At 51.8% G+C, this 13,230-nt stretch carries 14 protein-coding genes; all 14 read right to left on the bottom strand.

Annotated elements, in window-relative coordinates; genetic code table 11:
• On the bottom strand, nucleotides 1-697 hold a 697-nt coding region (locus GCWU000182_RS05365; protein ID WP_023391774.1), incomplete at its 3' end, for an IS256 family transposase.
• A gap of 414 nt (nucleotides 698-1,111) precedes the next feature.
• Nucleotides 1,112-2,749, bottom strand: a complete 1,638-nt coding sequence (locus GCWU000182_RS05355) for a peptide ABC transporter substrate-binding protein (RefSeq protein ID WP_023391772.1) — start codon at nucleotides 2,747-2,749, stop codon at nucleotides 1,112-1,114.
• Nucleotides 2,750-3,435: 686 nt separating this feature from the next.
• Nucleotides 3,436-4,218, bottom strand: coding sequence for a carboxyltransferase subunit alpha (accA, locus tag GCWU000182_RS05350; RefSeq protein WP_023391770.1), 783 nt, complete (start codon nucleotides 4,216-4,218; stop codon nucleotides 3,436-3,438).
• A complete protein-coding gene (gene accD, locus GCWU000182_RS05345; protein ID WP_023391769.1) occupies nucleotides 4,215-5,078 on the bottom strand; it encodes an acetyl-CoA carboxylase, carboxyltransferase subunit beta in 864 nt (287 codons plus the stop codon). The genes accA and accD overlap by 4 nt, the downstream gene beginning before the upstream one ends.
• Nucleotides 5,079-5,081: 3 nt before the next feature.
• On the bottom strand, nucleotides 5,082-6,473 hold the full coding sequence (gene accC, locus GCWU000182_RS05340) for an acetyl-CoA carboxylase biotin carboxylase subunit (RefSeq protein ID WP_023391768.1): 1,392 nt from the start codon (nucleotides 6,471-6,473) through the stop codon (nucleotides 5,082-5,084).
• Between the two features lies 1 nt (nucleotide 6,474).
• Nucleotides 6,475-6,909: a 3-hydroxyacyl-ACP dehydratase FabZ gene (fabZ, locus tag GCWU000182_RS05335; RefSeq protein WP_023391767.1), complete on the bottom strand. Its 435-nt coding sequence runs from the start codon at nucleotides 6,907-6,909 to the stop codon at nucleotides 6,475-6,477.
• A gap of 38 nt (nucleotides 6,910-6,947) precedes the next feature.
• Nucleotides 6,948-7,442: an acetyl-CoA carboxylase biotin carboxyl carrier protein gene (accB, locus tag GCWU000182_RS05330; protein ID WP_023391766.1), complete on the bottom strand. Its 495-nt coding sequence runs from the start codon at nucleotides 7,440-7,442 to the stop codon at nucleotides 6,948-6,950.
• 2 nt (nucleotides 7,443-7,444) lie between these two features.
• Nucleotides 7,445-8,680: a beta-ketoacyl-ACP synthase II gene (fabF, locus tag GCWU000182_RS05325; RefSeq protein ID WP_023391765.1), complete on the bottom strand. Its 1,236-nt coding sequence runs from the start codon at nucleotides 8,678-8,680 to the stop codon at nucleotides 7,445-7,447.
• A gap of 36 nt (nucleotides 8,681-8,716) precedes the next feature.
• A complete protein-coding gene (gene fabG, locus GCWU000182_RS05320) occupies nucleotides 8,717-9,439 on the bottom strand; it encodes a 3-oxoacyl-[acyl-carrier-protein] reductase (protein WP_023391764.1) in 723 nt (240 codons plus the stop codon).
• Nucleotides 9,440-10,384, bottom strand: coding sequence for an ACP S-malonyltransferase (locus tag GCWU000182_RS05315; RefSeq protein ID WP_023391763.1), 945 nt, complete (start codon nucleotides 10,382-10,384; stop codon nucleotides 9,440-9,442). It abuts the gene before it with no gap.
• A gap of 163 nt (nucleotides 10,385-10,547) precedes the next feature.
• Nucleotides 10,548-11,507: an enoyl-[acyl-carrier-protein] reductase FabK gene (gene fabK / locus GCWU000182_RS05310; protein ID WP_023391762.1), complete on the bottom strand. Its 960-nt coding sequence runs from the start codon at nucleotides 11,505-11,507 to the stop codon at nucleotides 10,548-10,550.
• A 30-nt stretch (nucleotides 11,508-11,537) separates the two neighbouring features.
• Complete coding sequence (locus tag GCWU000182_RS05305; protein WP_023391761.1) at nucleotides 11,538-11,756, bottom strand: acyl carrier protein; 219 nt, start codon at nucleotides 11,754-11,756, stop codon at nucleotides 11,538-11,540.
• Between the two features lie 40 nt (nucleotides 11,757-11,796).
• Nucleotides 11,797-12,744, bottom strand: a complete 948-nt coding sequence (locus GCWU000182_RS05300) for a beta-ketoacyl-ACP synthase 3 (protein ID WP_023391760.1) — start codon at nucleotides 12,742-12,744, stop codon at nucleotides 11,797-11,799.
• Nucleotide 12,745: 1 nt separating this feature from the next.
• The gene (gene fabT, locus GCWU000182_RS05295; RefSeq protein WP_023391759.1) at nucleotides 12,746-13,180 is read right to left on the bottom strand and encodes a fatty acid biosynthesis transcriptional regulator FabT; all 435 of its coding nucleotides are present in this window, start codon (nucleotides 13,178-13,180) and stop codon (nucleotides 12,746-12,748) included.
• Nucleotides 13,181-13,230 lie beyond the last annotated feature (50 nt).

The raw sequence follows: 13,230 nt of genomic DNA, 5'->3' as shown, positions 1-13,230 counted from the left end.
CTGAAATAATCAGGGTGGGCTGGCTCAAACCACGGGCTCGCAGGGACTGAAGGAAGGTCAGCCAAGCCTCTTTGCTTTCTTCTTCTGACACCCAAAAGCCGATGATTTCGCGCTTGTTGGCCTCGTTGACGCCTTGAGCTAGGTAGACCGCCTTGGATACCACACGACCCTCTTCACGCACCTTAATGTAAAGGGCATCGAGGTAGAGATAGCGAAAGTGGCTGTGGGTCAGGGTCCGATTTTTGAAAGCTTCAATCTCAGGATCTAGCCGCTTCATAACGTCTGACACAAAGGACTTGGAAACCGTCTCGCCACACAGTTCTTGCACGATTTTAGTGACTTTGCGTGTTGAGACCCCATTGACCACCATTTCCATCATGGAAAGCAGGAAGGCCTGTTCGTTGCGCTGGTAACGTTCAAAGAGTTCGGTTTTGAACTCGCCAGAACGCGTGCGTGGGACTTGTAATTTAAGGGTGCCGATGGATAGCGTCCATTGGCGTTCATAGTAGCCGTTGCGATAATCTTGGCGCTGGTCGGAGCGTTCATGGGGTGCGGCTTGGATGAACTGGTGGCGTTCTTCTTCCATGTAGGCATTAAAGACGGTAATGGCCAGCGACTTCATGAGCGTGTTCATGTCACTGTTTAAAACTGCCTCTGTTAATTCTTCAAGTTTTAGGTTAATATTAAGGTAAGTCATGGTAATCTCCTCTTTCAATGTTTTCCGACAACTACATTGTACCAGAGATTACCTGGCTTTTTCTTTTTACACAATTATAGGGACTTAATCGGTTTTTGGCCCAGTTTCCGCCCCATTCTAAGCAGCTAGTGGTCCACTCTTCAAAGTGGACCACTGGCTCATGGCTTTTCCTAGCTTTTGACTCAGTTTCGGCCCTTTTCCAGGCAGCTAGTGGTCCACTCTTTGGAGTGGGCCACTGGCTCTCACCTTTTCCCGGCTTTTGCCCTGCTTTCGGCCCTTTTCCGGGGAGCTCGCGGCTTTTCTGGGCTCTTGTCCTATTTTCGGCCCTCTTCCTATCTTCTGCCCCAAACCCCTTCCAAGCCACACAAAAAGCCCGCACCGTGGTGCGGGCTTTTCTCTGTTTTCTTTTCCTTATTACTCTGTCACGTAGACCGGACGTAGGTTAATGGTACGGCCGAATGGCATCACTTCGAAGTTTTTCACGCGGGCTTTTAATAGGTAAGAAGTGGAAGATTGATAGATTGGCGCAGCGACTGCGTCTTGCTTAATGCCGATGGTTTCGGCTTGGATTAAGGCTTGGCGACGCTTAGCTGGGTCGTTGGCATATTCGTTGCGGGCTTGCTCCACTAGTTTGTCGTATTCAGCATTGGAATATTTCGCGAAGTTAATACCGCCGCCAGTCTTGTACTGCTCGATAAAGTTGAGGGCATCTTGATAGTCTGGCGCCCAAGTCCCGTAGAAGATGTCAAAGTCTGATTGACGTTGGAACTCGAGACGGTTCTTGAGGGGCACGCTGGAAATGGTCAGCTTGAGACCTGGCAAGTTAGCTTCTAATTGAGCCTGCAAGAACTCAGCTGTCCGCTTGGACAAGCCAACGTCAGAGGTCAGCAATTGCAATTCAATGGTGTCCTTGCCTAGGGCTGCTTTGGCCTTAGCCCAGTCAGCTTGAGCTGCTTCCAAGTTATACTCTAACATTGGGCCAGCCGCTGTTTGGTAGTCCTCGCCTGCCTCGTTGACGTCGAAGTCTTTAGGCACTTGGTTGTTGAGGACCTTGGAGCCGTCTTGGATGACAGAGTCGGCATAGACTTGCTTGTCGAAAGCTTGGGCAATGGCGCGACGTAAGTCGGCATTAGCGGTCGCTTCCCGTTGGGTGTTGAAGCTGAGGTAACCGATGGTGGCTTTAGAAGCGGTATGGAAATCGTCAGCCCCAGTGTATTCTTGGACAAATTGGTCAGTCAAAGTGGTGTAGTCCAACTGGCCAGCATCGAAGAGGTCGGCACCGGTAGAGTTTTCTTTGATCACTTGAACTTGGACATCCTTAAGGTAAACGTTGGCCGCATCCCAGTAGTTGTCGTTCTTGACCAATTTCCACTCCAGGTTGGTCCCGTTCCAGTCTTGGATGGTGAAAGGACCGTTGGTGACCACATTGTCAGCGCTGGTCCCGTACTTGTCGCCCTTGGCGCTGTGAACTGCCTTGCTGACAGGCATGTAGCGACTACCGGACAAGAGTTTTGGCAGGTATGGCGCTGGGTATTCCAAGGTCACTTCCAGGGTCTTGTCGTCTAAGGCTTTGACCCCTAATTCGGAGACTTCTTTTTCGCCTTTGCGGACTGCGGCTGCGTTCTTGAAGACGTCAACCGATTGGACGCTGGCACCAGACTTAGGATCGGCCAGACGTTGGTAGCTGTACTCGAAGTCGGCCGCCGTCACCGGGCTGCCGTCACTCCATTTGAGGCCGTCGCGCAAGGTAAAGGTGTAGGTCAAGCCGTCGTCAGAGACTTTGACGGATTCAGCTTGGCCGAACTCCACTTCGGTCCCGTTCTTCACCCGGTAAAGGCCTTCGAAGACCTGACCAATCATGTCAGAACTTGGCACGTCATTGTAGAGGGCGCTGTCCAAAGTAGCCAGCTCCCCTTGAGTCGCGATGCTGAGCTTTTGCTCCACAGAGGCATCAACGCCAGCTGGTTGGGCAAAGCTTGTCACAGGGCCAGCCACAAAGCTAGCCAGTAAAGTCGCCACAAGGGCGGAACGTTTCAATGCTTTTAATTTCATTAAAGAACCTCCTATTGAGTTTTCATTCTAATCATCATGAGAATATTCTAGCCCTTTTGCCGCCAATAGTCAATCATTTAGTTTCTATGACGGGTTATAGGGCTCAGCTATAGTGGAAAGGCGGGCTTCTTACTAGGTTTCTGCCCCCTCCCGGGGAGCTAGTGGTCCACTCTTCAGAGTGGGCCACTGGCTCGCACCTTTTCCAGGCTTTTGACACGGTTTCCGCACTTTTCCAGGCAGCTAGTGGTCCACTCGCCAGAGTGGACCACTGGCTCGCATCTTTTCGGGGTTTTTGACCCGGTTTCGGCCTTTTCCCAGGGAGCTAGTGGTCCACTCTCCGGAGTGGACCACTAGCTCGCGGCTGTTCGGGGCTTCTGTCTCGGTTTCAGCCATCTCCTGGGTTGCTTTCTGCCTTTTCCCTAGCTTCTGCCCAGTTTCGGCCTCTTCCCAGACTAATTTCTGCCTTTTCCCTAGCTTCTACCCCAGTTTTGGCCTCTTACCAAACTATATTCTGCCTTTTCCCTAGCTTGTACCCCAGTTTTGGCCTCTTCCCAAACTATATTCTGCCTCATTAGGTACTGGGGGCTTTTTTCAAATCGGCTAGCTCACGGATTTTCTGCCCTCCCCTAGCTACCGGCACCCCACGCCACACAAAAGCCCGGGCTAGGCCCGGGCTGTCACAATTCCTAAAATTGCTTGAAGCGGTCTTGGCGTTGGGCCAGACGCTCTTGGGCCGTTTTTTGGCCTAGTTTCTTAAATTCGCGCTTGATCAAGTGGCTGAGGCGCTCTAAGAGGACGTCATTTTCCACGGGCTTGGAGTTGTAGGTCTCGGGCACTATGCGGTCGATAACCTTCAAGTCCAAGAGTTCAGTCGCCGTCAATTTCATCATGTCGGCGGCCTTGCCGGCTTGCTTGGCGTCTTTCCATAAGATCGAAGCGAAGCCTTCAGGCGACAAGATCGAGTAAATAGCGTTCTCCAGCATCCAGACTTGGTCGGCTAGGGCCAGGGCAATGGCACCGCCGCTCCCGCCCTCACCTAGGATAATGGCAATGGTCGGCACGGTCAGTTCACTCATAAGCAACAAGGAAGAGGCAATGGCTTCCCCAATCCCATTTTCCTCGGACTCAGGCGAACAGAAGGCGCCGGCCGTGTTAATCAACGTCAGGATGGGCCGGCCGAATTTTTCAGCCTGCTTCATCAGACGTTGGGCCTTACGGTAGCCAGCAGGACTGGCTGAACCGAAGTTGCGCTTGATGTTTTCCTTGGTGGTCTTGCCCTTTTGAATACCGATAATGGTCATGGGCTGGTCGTCCACCAGGCCCACGCCGCCGATAATGGCCGCGTCATCGCCCATAATGCGGTCGCCGTGGCACTCGATGAAGTCGTCGCCACAGAGGGCCCCAATCACATCCGAGGTGGAGATTCGCTTAATGTCGCGGGCTTTTTGGACAATTTGATAAGCCTTCATTCAGCCTTCCCTCCCTCGTGAATGGTCAAGAGTTGCGCCAGCAGCCGCTTTTGGCGGTCGCGGGGCACGATTTGGTCGATAAAGCCATAGCCTAGGACGGTCTCAGCCGCCTGGAAATCATCAGGCAAAGGCTTGCGCAGGGTCTGCTCGATGACCCGTTTGCCGGCAAAGCCGACGGTCGCATCTGGCTCAGCCAGGATGACATCCCCCTGCATGGCGAAGCTGGCCGTGACCCCACCGGTCGTCGGATGGGTCAGAACCGCACAGTAGAAGCCGCCGGCCGCCGAATGACGGGCTACGGCTTGGCTGACCTTGGCCATTTGCATGAGGGACAGGATGCCTTCCTGCATGCGGGCCCCACCAGAAGCGATATAGAGCACAACCGGCAGGCCTTGGGCCGTCGCCAGGTCAAAGAGTTGAACCAGCTTCTCCCCTACGGCCGTCCCCATGGAGGCCATGACGAAGCGGCTATCCATGACGCCTAGGGCCAAGGCATGACCATCCAGGCGGGCTGTCCCGGTCACGATGGCCTCCTTAAGGCCAGTCGCTTCCTGCAGCTTGGCTAATTTTTCAGAATACTTAGGAAAACCTAGGGGATTGTCATTCCAGAGATCGGCGTTGATTTCTTGGAAGCTGCCCTCATCCACTAGCCAGTCAATCCGTTCCATAGCCGGAAATGGCAAATGGTGGTGGCAGTGCATGCAGCAGTAGTCCTCAGGCTTCTGCTTGGTGAAGTAGACCTTGTGGCACTTAGGACAGCGGGCCATCAAATCATCTGGGATTTGGGCGACCTTATCCGAATATTTTGCTACGGCGTCCGCATTCAGTTGAATGGTTTTATTACGACGAAATAATGCCATTTACTAGGCCTCCTCTGTTGCTTCAGCCTCTTTCTGGAAGTCCAGCCAGGCTGGCATGAAGCTTTCTTCTAACCACTTGGTGTGGTAATCATCCGCTTGGATGTGGGAATCCGCCACCATGGCTTCTAGCAATTCCACGTTGGTTACCAGTCCATCCACGGCCACTTCATAGAGGGCCCGTTCCATCAGTCGGAAGGCCGCCTCACGACTTGGTTGGTGGACAATGATTTTAGCAATCATGGAATCATAGAAAGGTGGCAAGGTGTATTGAGGATAGATTCCTGACTCCACCCGCAAGCCCATACCGCCAGACGGTAGGACTAGCTGCTTGATATGGCCAGCAGCCGGACGGAATTGATGAAGGGGATCCTCCGCATTCAAGCGGCACTCAATGGCAAACCCTGACAAGACAATGTCCTCTTGTTTATAAGACAGGGGCTGCCCCATGGCGATTTTAATCTGTTCTTGGACGATGTCGACCCCGGTAATCATCTCGGTCACCGGATGCTCCACTTGCAGTCGGGTGTTCATTTCCATGAAGTAAAATTCGCCATTGTCAGCCAAGAGGAACTCGATGGTCCCGGCATTGGTGTAGCCAATGGCCGAAGCGGCCTTAACGGCTGCCCCACAGATGGCCTGACGAGTGTCCTCATCTAGGCAGACAGCGGGCGCAAACTCAATGACCTTCTGGTTATTACGTTGCAGGGAGCAGTCCCGTTCACCCAGGTGGATGACATGGCCATGCTCGTCGCCCAGAAGTTGGACTTCGATATGGCGGGCTGGGTAGATGATTTTCTCGATATAGAGATCTTGGTTACCGTAGACCGACTGGGTTTCGTTCTGGGCTTGGAGGAAGAGGGCTTCAAAATCCTTAGGATCTTCCACCCGGCGCATGCCCTTACCGCCCCCACCGTCGGCTGCCTTGATAATCAAGGGGAAGCCAATCTTTTGGGCGATGGCATGGGCTTCTTCTAAGCTATGCACCAAGCCGTCGGAACCTGGCGTGATGGGCACGCCGGCTGCCTTCATGGTGTTGCGGGCATTTTGCTTGTTCCCCATGGCTTCGATAATGTGGCTCTTAGGGCCAATGAATTTGATATTGACCTCTTCACAGAGGGCAACGAAATCGCTACGCTCGGATAAGAAGCCGTAGCCTGGGTGGATGGCGTCAGCCCCCGTCACCATGGCAGCGGACAGAATGGCCACTGGGTTGGCGTAGGAGTCTAAGCCCTTGGCAGGCCCGATACAGATGGCTTCATCCGCTAATTGGGTATGAAGGGCCTCCCGGTCTGCCTCGCTATAGACCGCCACCGACGTAATATTCATTTCGCGCAGGGCCCGAATGATTCGGACTGCAATCTCACCACGGTTGGCGACTAACACTTTTTTAAACATATTATTTTGCTCCGATAATGAAGGTCATTTCTGCTTCCGCAACTTTCTTGTCGCCAACGAAGGCTTGGCCGTAACCAATCCCTGCGTTCTTACGCAATTTGACGATATCTACTTGGAGACGAAGGACGTCACCAGGTACGACTTTTTGACGGAATTTTACCTTGTTCAAGCCACCTAGGTAAGCGGTCTTGCCTTGGAAACCTTCCATTTGCAAGAGTGGGATAGAACCTGCTTGGGCTAAAGCTTCGCAGATGTAAACACCTGGTAAAACAGGCTCGCCTGGGAAGTGACCTTGGAAGACTTGTTCGTTGATGGTCACGTTCTTACGGCAGACGATTTTTTCACCTGGAATCAACTCATCCACAGCGTCGATGAAGAAGATTGGGTAACGGTTAGGGATAATGTCCATTACTTGTTGAGCAGTTAATAAAGTCATGTTTATTCCTCTTTTCTTTGGGGGGTTATGTTTGGGGATTAGCTAATGCGGAAGAGGGCTTGGCCGTATTCCACGATGTTTTCATTTTCAACTAAGATAGCAGAGACCACGCCGTCTTGAGGGGCCACAATCTCATTCATGAGCTTCATGGCTTCAATCAAGCAGAGGACTTGGCCCTTCTTGACGCTGTCGCCTACTTGCACGTAAGGATCCGCATCTGGGTTGGCTTGCAGGTAGACTACCCCTACCATAGGGGCTGGCACCTCCTTACCAGCGGCTGCTGGCGCTGGCGCAGGAGCTGCAGGCGCTTCTACCACTTCCGGCACCGCCACAGGGGCTGGGGCCGCCAGGCTAGCAGGTGCTGTTAGGGCAGCCGATTCGGTCACATCGGTCACCACGACTGGAGCTGGCGCTGCCACTTGTGGCACTTCCTTAGCCAAGAGCAGACGCTCATTGTCATTGGTGAATTCGAAGTAGGCCAGGCTAGACTGATCGAGTTTGTCGATTAATTTGACGAGTTCTTCATATTGCATGCTTACTTACCATCCCATCGTTTGAAGGCGAGGACCGCATTGTGACCGCCAAAGCCCAGGGAGTTAGACAGGGCAACTTGGATGTCTTGTTGGCGTCCATGGCCTGGGACATAGTCCAGGTCACAGCCTTCTTCTGGATTTTCTAGACCGAGGGTCGCTGGTACGAAACCTTCTTCCAAGGCCTTAACGCAGACAATGGCTTCTACCCCACCGGCACCACCTAAGAGGTGACCGAAGTGGCCCTTAGAGCTGGATACAGCCACTTTGTAAGCTGCATCGCCCAAAGCATACTTGATGGCTTGAGTTTCACCCTTGTCATTGGTTGGGGTGCTGGTCCCGTGGGCATTGATGTAGTCCACGTCTTCAGCGTTGAGCCCGGCCATAGCCAAAGCTTGCTTGATACATTCACCGGCGCCAGACCCGTCTGGGGTTGGAGCAGTCATGTGGTAGGCGTCTGAGTTAGCCCCGTAACCCACTAATTCAGCATAGATGTGGGCGCCACGAGCTTGGGCAGACTCCAGGGATTCCAGGAAGAGGACACCGGCCCCTTCACCCATAACGAAGCCATCGCGGTCCTTGTCAAAAGGACGGGAAGCAGTGGCTGGGTCTTGGTTGGTGGACAAGGCTGTCAAGGCTGCGAAGCCGCCAATCCCGATTTCACAGATGGTAGCTTCTGCCCCACCTGCCAAGCAGGCATCCAAGAGGCCTGTCTTGATCTTGAGGAAGGCTTCCCCGATAGAGTTAGTAGCAGAGGCACAGGCTGTCACGATGTCCAAGCTTGGGCCCTTGATGCCTAACTTCATAGAAATATTACCAGAGGCCATGTTCCCGATGGTCAGTGGCACGAAGAGTGGCGGAATACGTTTAGCGCCCTTCTCAATCATCTTACGGATGCCTTTTTCGATTTCGATTAAGCCCCCGATCCCAGAGCTGACTAAGACCCCTACCCGGTGGGCATTGTCTTCAATCTTGTAGCCGGAGTCTTCGACTGCTTCTACTGATGCTACTACGGCATATTGGGAGAAGAAGTCCATCCGTTGGGTTTCCCGACGGTCTAAGACGGGACTTGGGTCGAAGTCTTTGACTTCGCCGGCCACAGAGACGCTAGAGCCACTGTGGTCGAATTTAGTGATAGGCGCGATACCGCCCTTGTCATGGCGCATGCTGTCCCAGAATGCGGCGACATTGTTACCAATTGGGGAGACAGTCCCCAAACCTGTTACGACAACTCGTTGCATAATTACCTCCTGTAGTGCGGGTCTAGGAATCAGACCTTAGATGTGCAAGCCACCGTTGACTTCGATGACTTGGCCTGTGATGTAGTCATTGTCGATTAAGAAGTCGACAGTTTGGGCGATATGTTCCACTTGGCCAAAGCGTTTGAGTGGGATTTGGCCTAACATGGCTTCCTTGACGCGATCAGATAATTGATCGGTCATGTCAGTTTCGATAAAGCCTGGGGCGATGGCGTTGACGGTGATGCCACGGCTAGCCACTTCGCGAGCTAGGGACTTGGTCAAACCAATCATACCAGCCTTAGAGGCTGCATAGTTGACCTGACCCGCATTGCCCATGACCCCTACAACAGAGGTCATGTTGATAATGCGGCCGCCCTTTTGCTTCAAGAGACGTGGGGTCAAGTGACGGCACATGTTGAAGCAGCCGTTCAAGTTGGTTTGGATGACCGCATTGAAGTCTTCTTCGCTCATGCGCATAACCAAACCGTCGCGGGTAATACCGGCGTTGTTGACCAATACGTCGACTTGGATGCCTTGGTCATAGAGGTCGTCCACTAATTGCTTAGCTACCTCGAATTGGCTGATGTCGCCAGTCGCTTGTAAGACTGGTTGCTCATAGCCGTCAAATTGGGCTAAGACTTCAGGGGCAATGGGACTACGGCTGTTCAAGATGACACGGTGGCCTTTAGCCGCTAAGTGGTGGGCAATGGCTAAGCCAATCCCGCGGGAGCTGCCCGTAATCAAACAGGTTAAGGTCATTTATTCTTCCTCCGTTAAAAAGTTTTTGAGGGCGTCGAGGTCTTCGACTTTGTCCAGGACTTGTACCTTGAGAGGCAGGCCTTCGCGTTTGAGTAGGCCGGCTAAGGTATTGCCGGGACCGATTTGAACTAGGTGAGTCACACCTTCTTCAACCAATTTATCAATGGTTTGCTTCCAGTAAACTGGCTCAACAAGATGTCGAACAAGTACTTGGGAGAGGCTTTCAGGCTGATGAAGGTCTAGCGTGGTGTTGCTGATGACGGGCACGTCCCCTTGCTTGAAGGTCACTTTTTCCAAGGCTTGGGCCATGGCTTCTTGGGCATTGGCCATCAAGGGACTATGGAAAGGTCCTTCGACTTTGAGGGGGATGACTTTCTTGTAGCCGGCAGCTTTGGCGATTTCCTTGAAGCGCTCAACCGCCGAAATGGTCCCAGCCACGATGATTTGGGCTGAAGAGTTGATATTGGCAATGTAGAGCGGCTCTTGATCGGCCACTTGGGCTACCAAGGCTTGACATTCTTCATAAGGTACACCCATGACCGCCGCCATTTGGCATGGACTGTCGCTGGCTAGGGCTTCGCATTGTCTGGACATGAGTTCGCCACGTTCCTGCAATAAGGCAAAGGCGCTGGCTTGGTCTAGGGCACCACTGGCAACCAGGGCGGAATATTCACCTAGGCTCAATCCGGCCATATAGCTTACAGGTGGTAACAAGTCTTGGATGCTGCGGTAGATAGCTAGGCTGGTCGACGTGATAGCGACTTGGGCATAGCGGGTCTGGCCGAAGCGTTCAGGTTCTTGTTGGATCCATTCTCTTAAGGGCCAACCGGTCACCGCTTCTGCCTGCTCATAGACAGCGCTGGCTTGGGGAAATTGACGGTCGAAGTCCATTCCCATGCCCGCATAGTGGGCACCTTGGCCATTAAAGATAAGTGCTAGTTTCATACACTGACTCCTATCCTCAGTTATAGTTCGTTTTCTTTGCGATCATAATATAAAAGGCCCGAAGGCCAGAGCTCACTCCTAAGAGGGATAAAGTCAGAGCAAGCTCTTTGGTTCGCCTACTGGCCAGCTAGGGGGTGCCGGCCAGCAGGAAAGGAAATATCAATTATTGATTGACCAAGTCAAGCTTAGCTTGAATGGTCTGACGGCATTCTGCCAAGTATTCTTGGATGATGTCGTGACAGGATTGTTCCTTAGAGATTAAACCAGCAATCTGGCCGGCCATGAGGGAACCTGTCTTAACGTCACCTTCGACTACCGCACGGCGAAGGGCGCCTTTACCGATTTTGTTCAATCGTTCAAAGTCTGGCTCTGCCTTGCTGGTTTCTTCTTTTTCCGCTTGGAGGTATTCGGTGGTTAAGGCGTTACGCAAGACCCGTACTGGGTGGCCGGTAATTTGACCGGTCACGACGGTTTCGATGTCTTTGGCCTTAATGATGGCTTGCTTGAAGTTGTCATGAGCGTTGGACTCATGCGCTACAACAAAGCGAGTCCCCACTTGAACCGCGGAAGCCCCCAACATGAAGGCTGCTGCCATGGCACGTCCGTCCCCAATCCCGCCGGCAGCGATGACTGGAATATTAACGGCATCCACCACTTGAGGAACCAAGGCCATGGTAGTCAGTTTGCCGATGTGGCCCCCTGCTTCCATACCTTCGACCACCACTGCTTTGGCGCCGATGCGTTCCATACGTTTGGCCAAGGCCACAGACGCTACTACTGGAATCAGGCTAATGCCCGCTTCTTCGAAGCGCTGCATGTACTTACTTGGGTTCCCTGCACCAGTGGTAATGATTTTGACGCCAGATGCGATTAAGTAGTCTACCACTTCTTCCACATGTGGGTTCAATAACATTACATTGACAGCGAATGGTTTGTCGGTTTTAGCAAACATTGCCTCTACCTTAGCGCGAACTGTGTCCACATTGTCGTGACCAGTCCCGATTACCCCTAAGCCGCCTGCATTTGATACCGCGCTTGCTAAATCAGCGTCTGCTACCCAAGCCATTGCGCCTTGAACAATTGGATATTCAATGTTTAATAACTCCGTAATAGCTGTTTTCATACCTTCAGTCCTAACTTTAAGAAAAATTGATTATAAAGAGTCGATGTAGTTTACTAAGTCTTGAACAGTCTTCAAGTTTTGGTCAGTGTCGATGGTGATGTCTAATTCATCTTCGATTTCGCTGATGATTTGGAATACGTCTAAGCTGTCAGCTTTCAAGTCGTTTTCGAAGTCGGTAGTTAATTGTACTTCTGCTTCGTCGATCCCTAATTGGTTGGCAATAATCGCTTGTACTTTTTCAAATGTCATAATAATCTTCCTCCATTAAATAAATAATATTTTTTGATTCTTAGATGGAAAGGTGTAGGTGACCCCAGGCTAAGCCAGCACCGAAGCCACTTAGGATAATGGACTGCGTTCCATCCAGTCGCAATCGTCCGTCACGAACCAGTTGGTCTAGGAGAATTGGGATAGAGCCTGCTGAGGTATTGGCCGCTTGGGCAATATTGGCAGGTACCTTGTCTTCTTCTAGGGACAACTTGTCCGCAATCAGATTTAACAAGCGTTGGTTCGCTTGGTGACAAATCAAATAGTCAATATCAAAATCATTCTGCTCAATAAAGTTTGCCAGGGTTTTGATGACGGTTCGTTTGACGAAATTGAAGACGTCACGCCCTTGCATTTGCATAGCCCATTGACCATCGGACGCTTCATGGACCTCAATGGCCGCGCCCCCTGTTCCTTGGGCAAAGAGTTGACTGGCATAGCCGCTGAGTTCTTGACCATCATGTTGAATCAGGACAGCCCCCGCCCCATCACCGAACAAGACGGCAGTGGTACGGTCTGTCAGATCCACAATCTGACTCATCTTCTCAGCACCGATGACCAGGGTGTAACCTTGGGTCTGGCTAGCTGCCAGGCGGTTGGCTACTTCCATCGCCATTACAAAACCAGAACAGGCGCCATTGAGGTCAAAGCCCCAAGCTCCTTCTGCCCCAATCATGGCTTGCACTTGGCAGGCAATAGATGGGGTCGCAGCCTTAGCCGACATGGTTGCGACGACAATATGACGAATTTGGCTGACAATGTCAGGGGATAAATTCTTCAATAATTGCTTGGCCGCCTCACTCGCCATCATCGCGACGGTTTCGTGCTCAGCTGCGAAGTAACGTTGGTGAATTCCTGTCCGTTGGACAATCCACTCGTCACTGGATTCTAGTTGATAAGCATTGATTAATTGGTCGTTAGACCAGGCTTGTCCAGGTAAATAAGCACCTGTTGCAATAATACGACTCATCTTACTCTCCTAATCGTTGTTTAGCGTTGTCCAAGAAACGATGTAAATTACGTAGGCCCTTGACTAGGGTGGCAGCCTCTTCAGGCTCCATGCCGTTGAGGGTCTCGGATACCATGTTCAAATGGAACTTGCGGTGGATCCGATAGAGTAATTTACCCCGCTTAGTTAGCTTAAGTAGCACCACCCGGCGATCGCTGGGTGAGGACACACGCTCAACATAGCCTTTTTTTACTAAGTTTTGGATGGACACTGACAGGGTCCCCATGGTGATGGCAATTTTCTTAGCCACCTCCGAGGAGCTCAAGTTGCCGCCCAAACCAATAGCTTCAATCGTATGCATTTCCTTGATTGATAAATCCGAAAACTCACTCATCTTGAGCGAAGTTTCTTCAATTAACAGAATTTCATTAAAGATAGAGACCAAAAATTCGTTCATTTCAAAAATGGTCGAATGGTCCACTCACTATCACCCCTTTAACTTATTTT

Source organism: Abiotrophia defectiva ATCC 49176, assembly GCF_000160075.2.
GTDB classification, from domain to species: domain Bacteria; phylum Bacillota; class Bacilli; order Lactobacillales; family Aerococcaceae; genus Abiotrophia; species Abiotrophia defectiva.
The sequence above is the reverse complement of the archived record's forward strand: the minus strand, read 5'-3'. Positions and strand labels throughout refer to the sequence as shown.

Bases quoted from the DNA above. Each gene is read 5' to 3' on its own strand.
- GCWU000182_RS05355 (WP_023391772.1), bottom strand. From the start codon at position 2,749: ATGAAATTAAAAGCATTGAAACGTTCCGCCCTTGTGGCGACTTTACTG.
- accA (WP_023391770.1), bottom strand. From the start codon at position 4,218: ATGAAGGCTTATCAAATTGTCCAAAAAGCCCGCGACATTAAGCGAATC.
- accD (WP_023391769.1), bottom strand. From the start codon at position 5,078: ATGGCATTATTTCGTCGTAATAAAACCATTCAACTGAATGCGGACGCC.
- accC (WP_023391768.1), bottom strand. From the start codon at position 6,473: ATGTTTAAAAAAGTGTTAGTCGCCAACCGTGGTGAGATTGCAGTCCGA.
- fabZ (WP_023391767.1), bottom strand. From the start codon at position 6,909: ATGACTTTATTAACTGCTCAACAAGTAATGGACATTATCCCTAACCGT.
- accB (WP_023391766.1), bottom strand. From the start codon at position 7,442: ATGCAATATGAAGAACTCGTCAAATTAATCGACAAACTCGATCAGTCT.
- fabF (WP_023391765.1), bottom strand. From the start codon at position 8,680: ATGCAACGAGTTGTCGTAACAGGTTTGGGGACTGTCTCCCCAATTGGT.
- fabG (WP_023391764.1), bottom strand. From the start codon at position 9,439: ATGACCTTAACCTGTTTGATTACGGGCAGCTCCCGCGGGATTGGCTTA.
- GCWU000182_RS05315 (WP_023391763.1), bottom strand. From the start codon at position 10,384: ATGAAACTAGCACTTATCTTTAATGGCCAAGGTGCCCACTATGCGGGC.
- fabK (WP_023391762.1), bottom strand. From the start codon at position 11,507: ATGAAAACAGCTATTACGGAGTTATTAAACATTGAATATCCAATTGTT.
- GCWU000182_RS05305 (WP_023391761.1), bottom strand. From the start codon at position 11,756: ATGACATTTGAAAAAGTACAAGCGATTATTGCCAACCAATTAGGGATC.
- GCWU000182_RS05300 (WP_023391760.1), bottom strand. From the start codon at position 12,744: ATGAGTCGTATTATTGCAACAGGTGCTTATTTACCTGGACAAGCCTGG.
- fabT (WP_023391759.1), bottom strand. From the start codon at position 13,180: ATGAACGAATTTTTGGTCTCTATCTTTAATGAAATTCTGTTAATTGAA.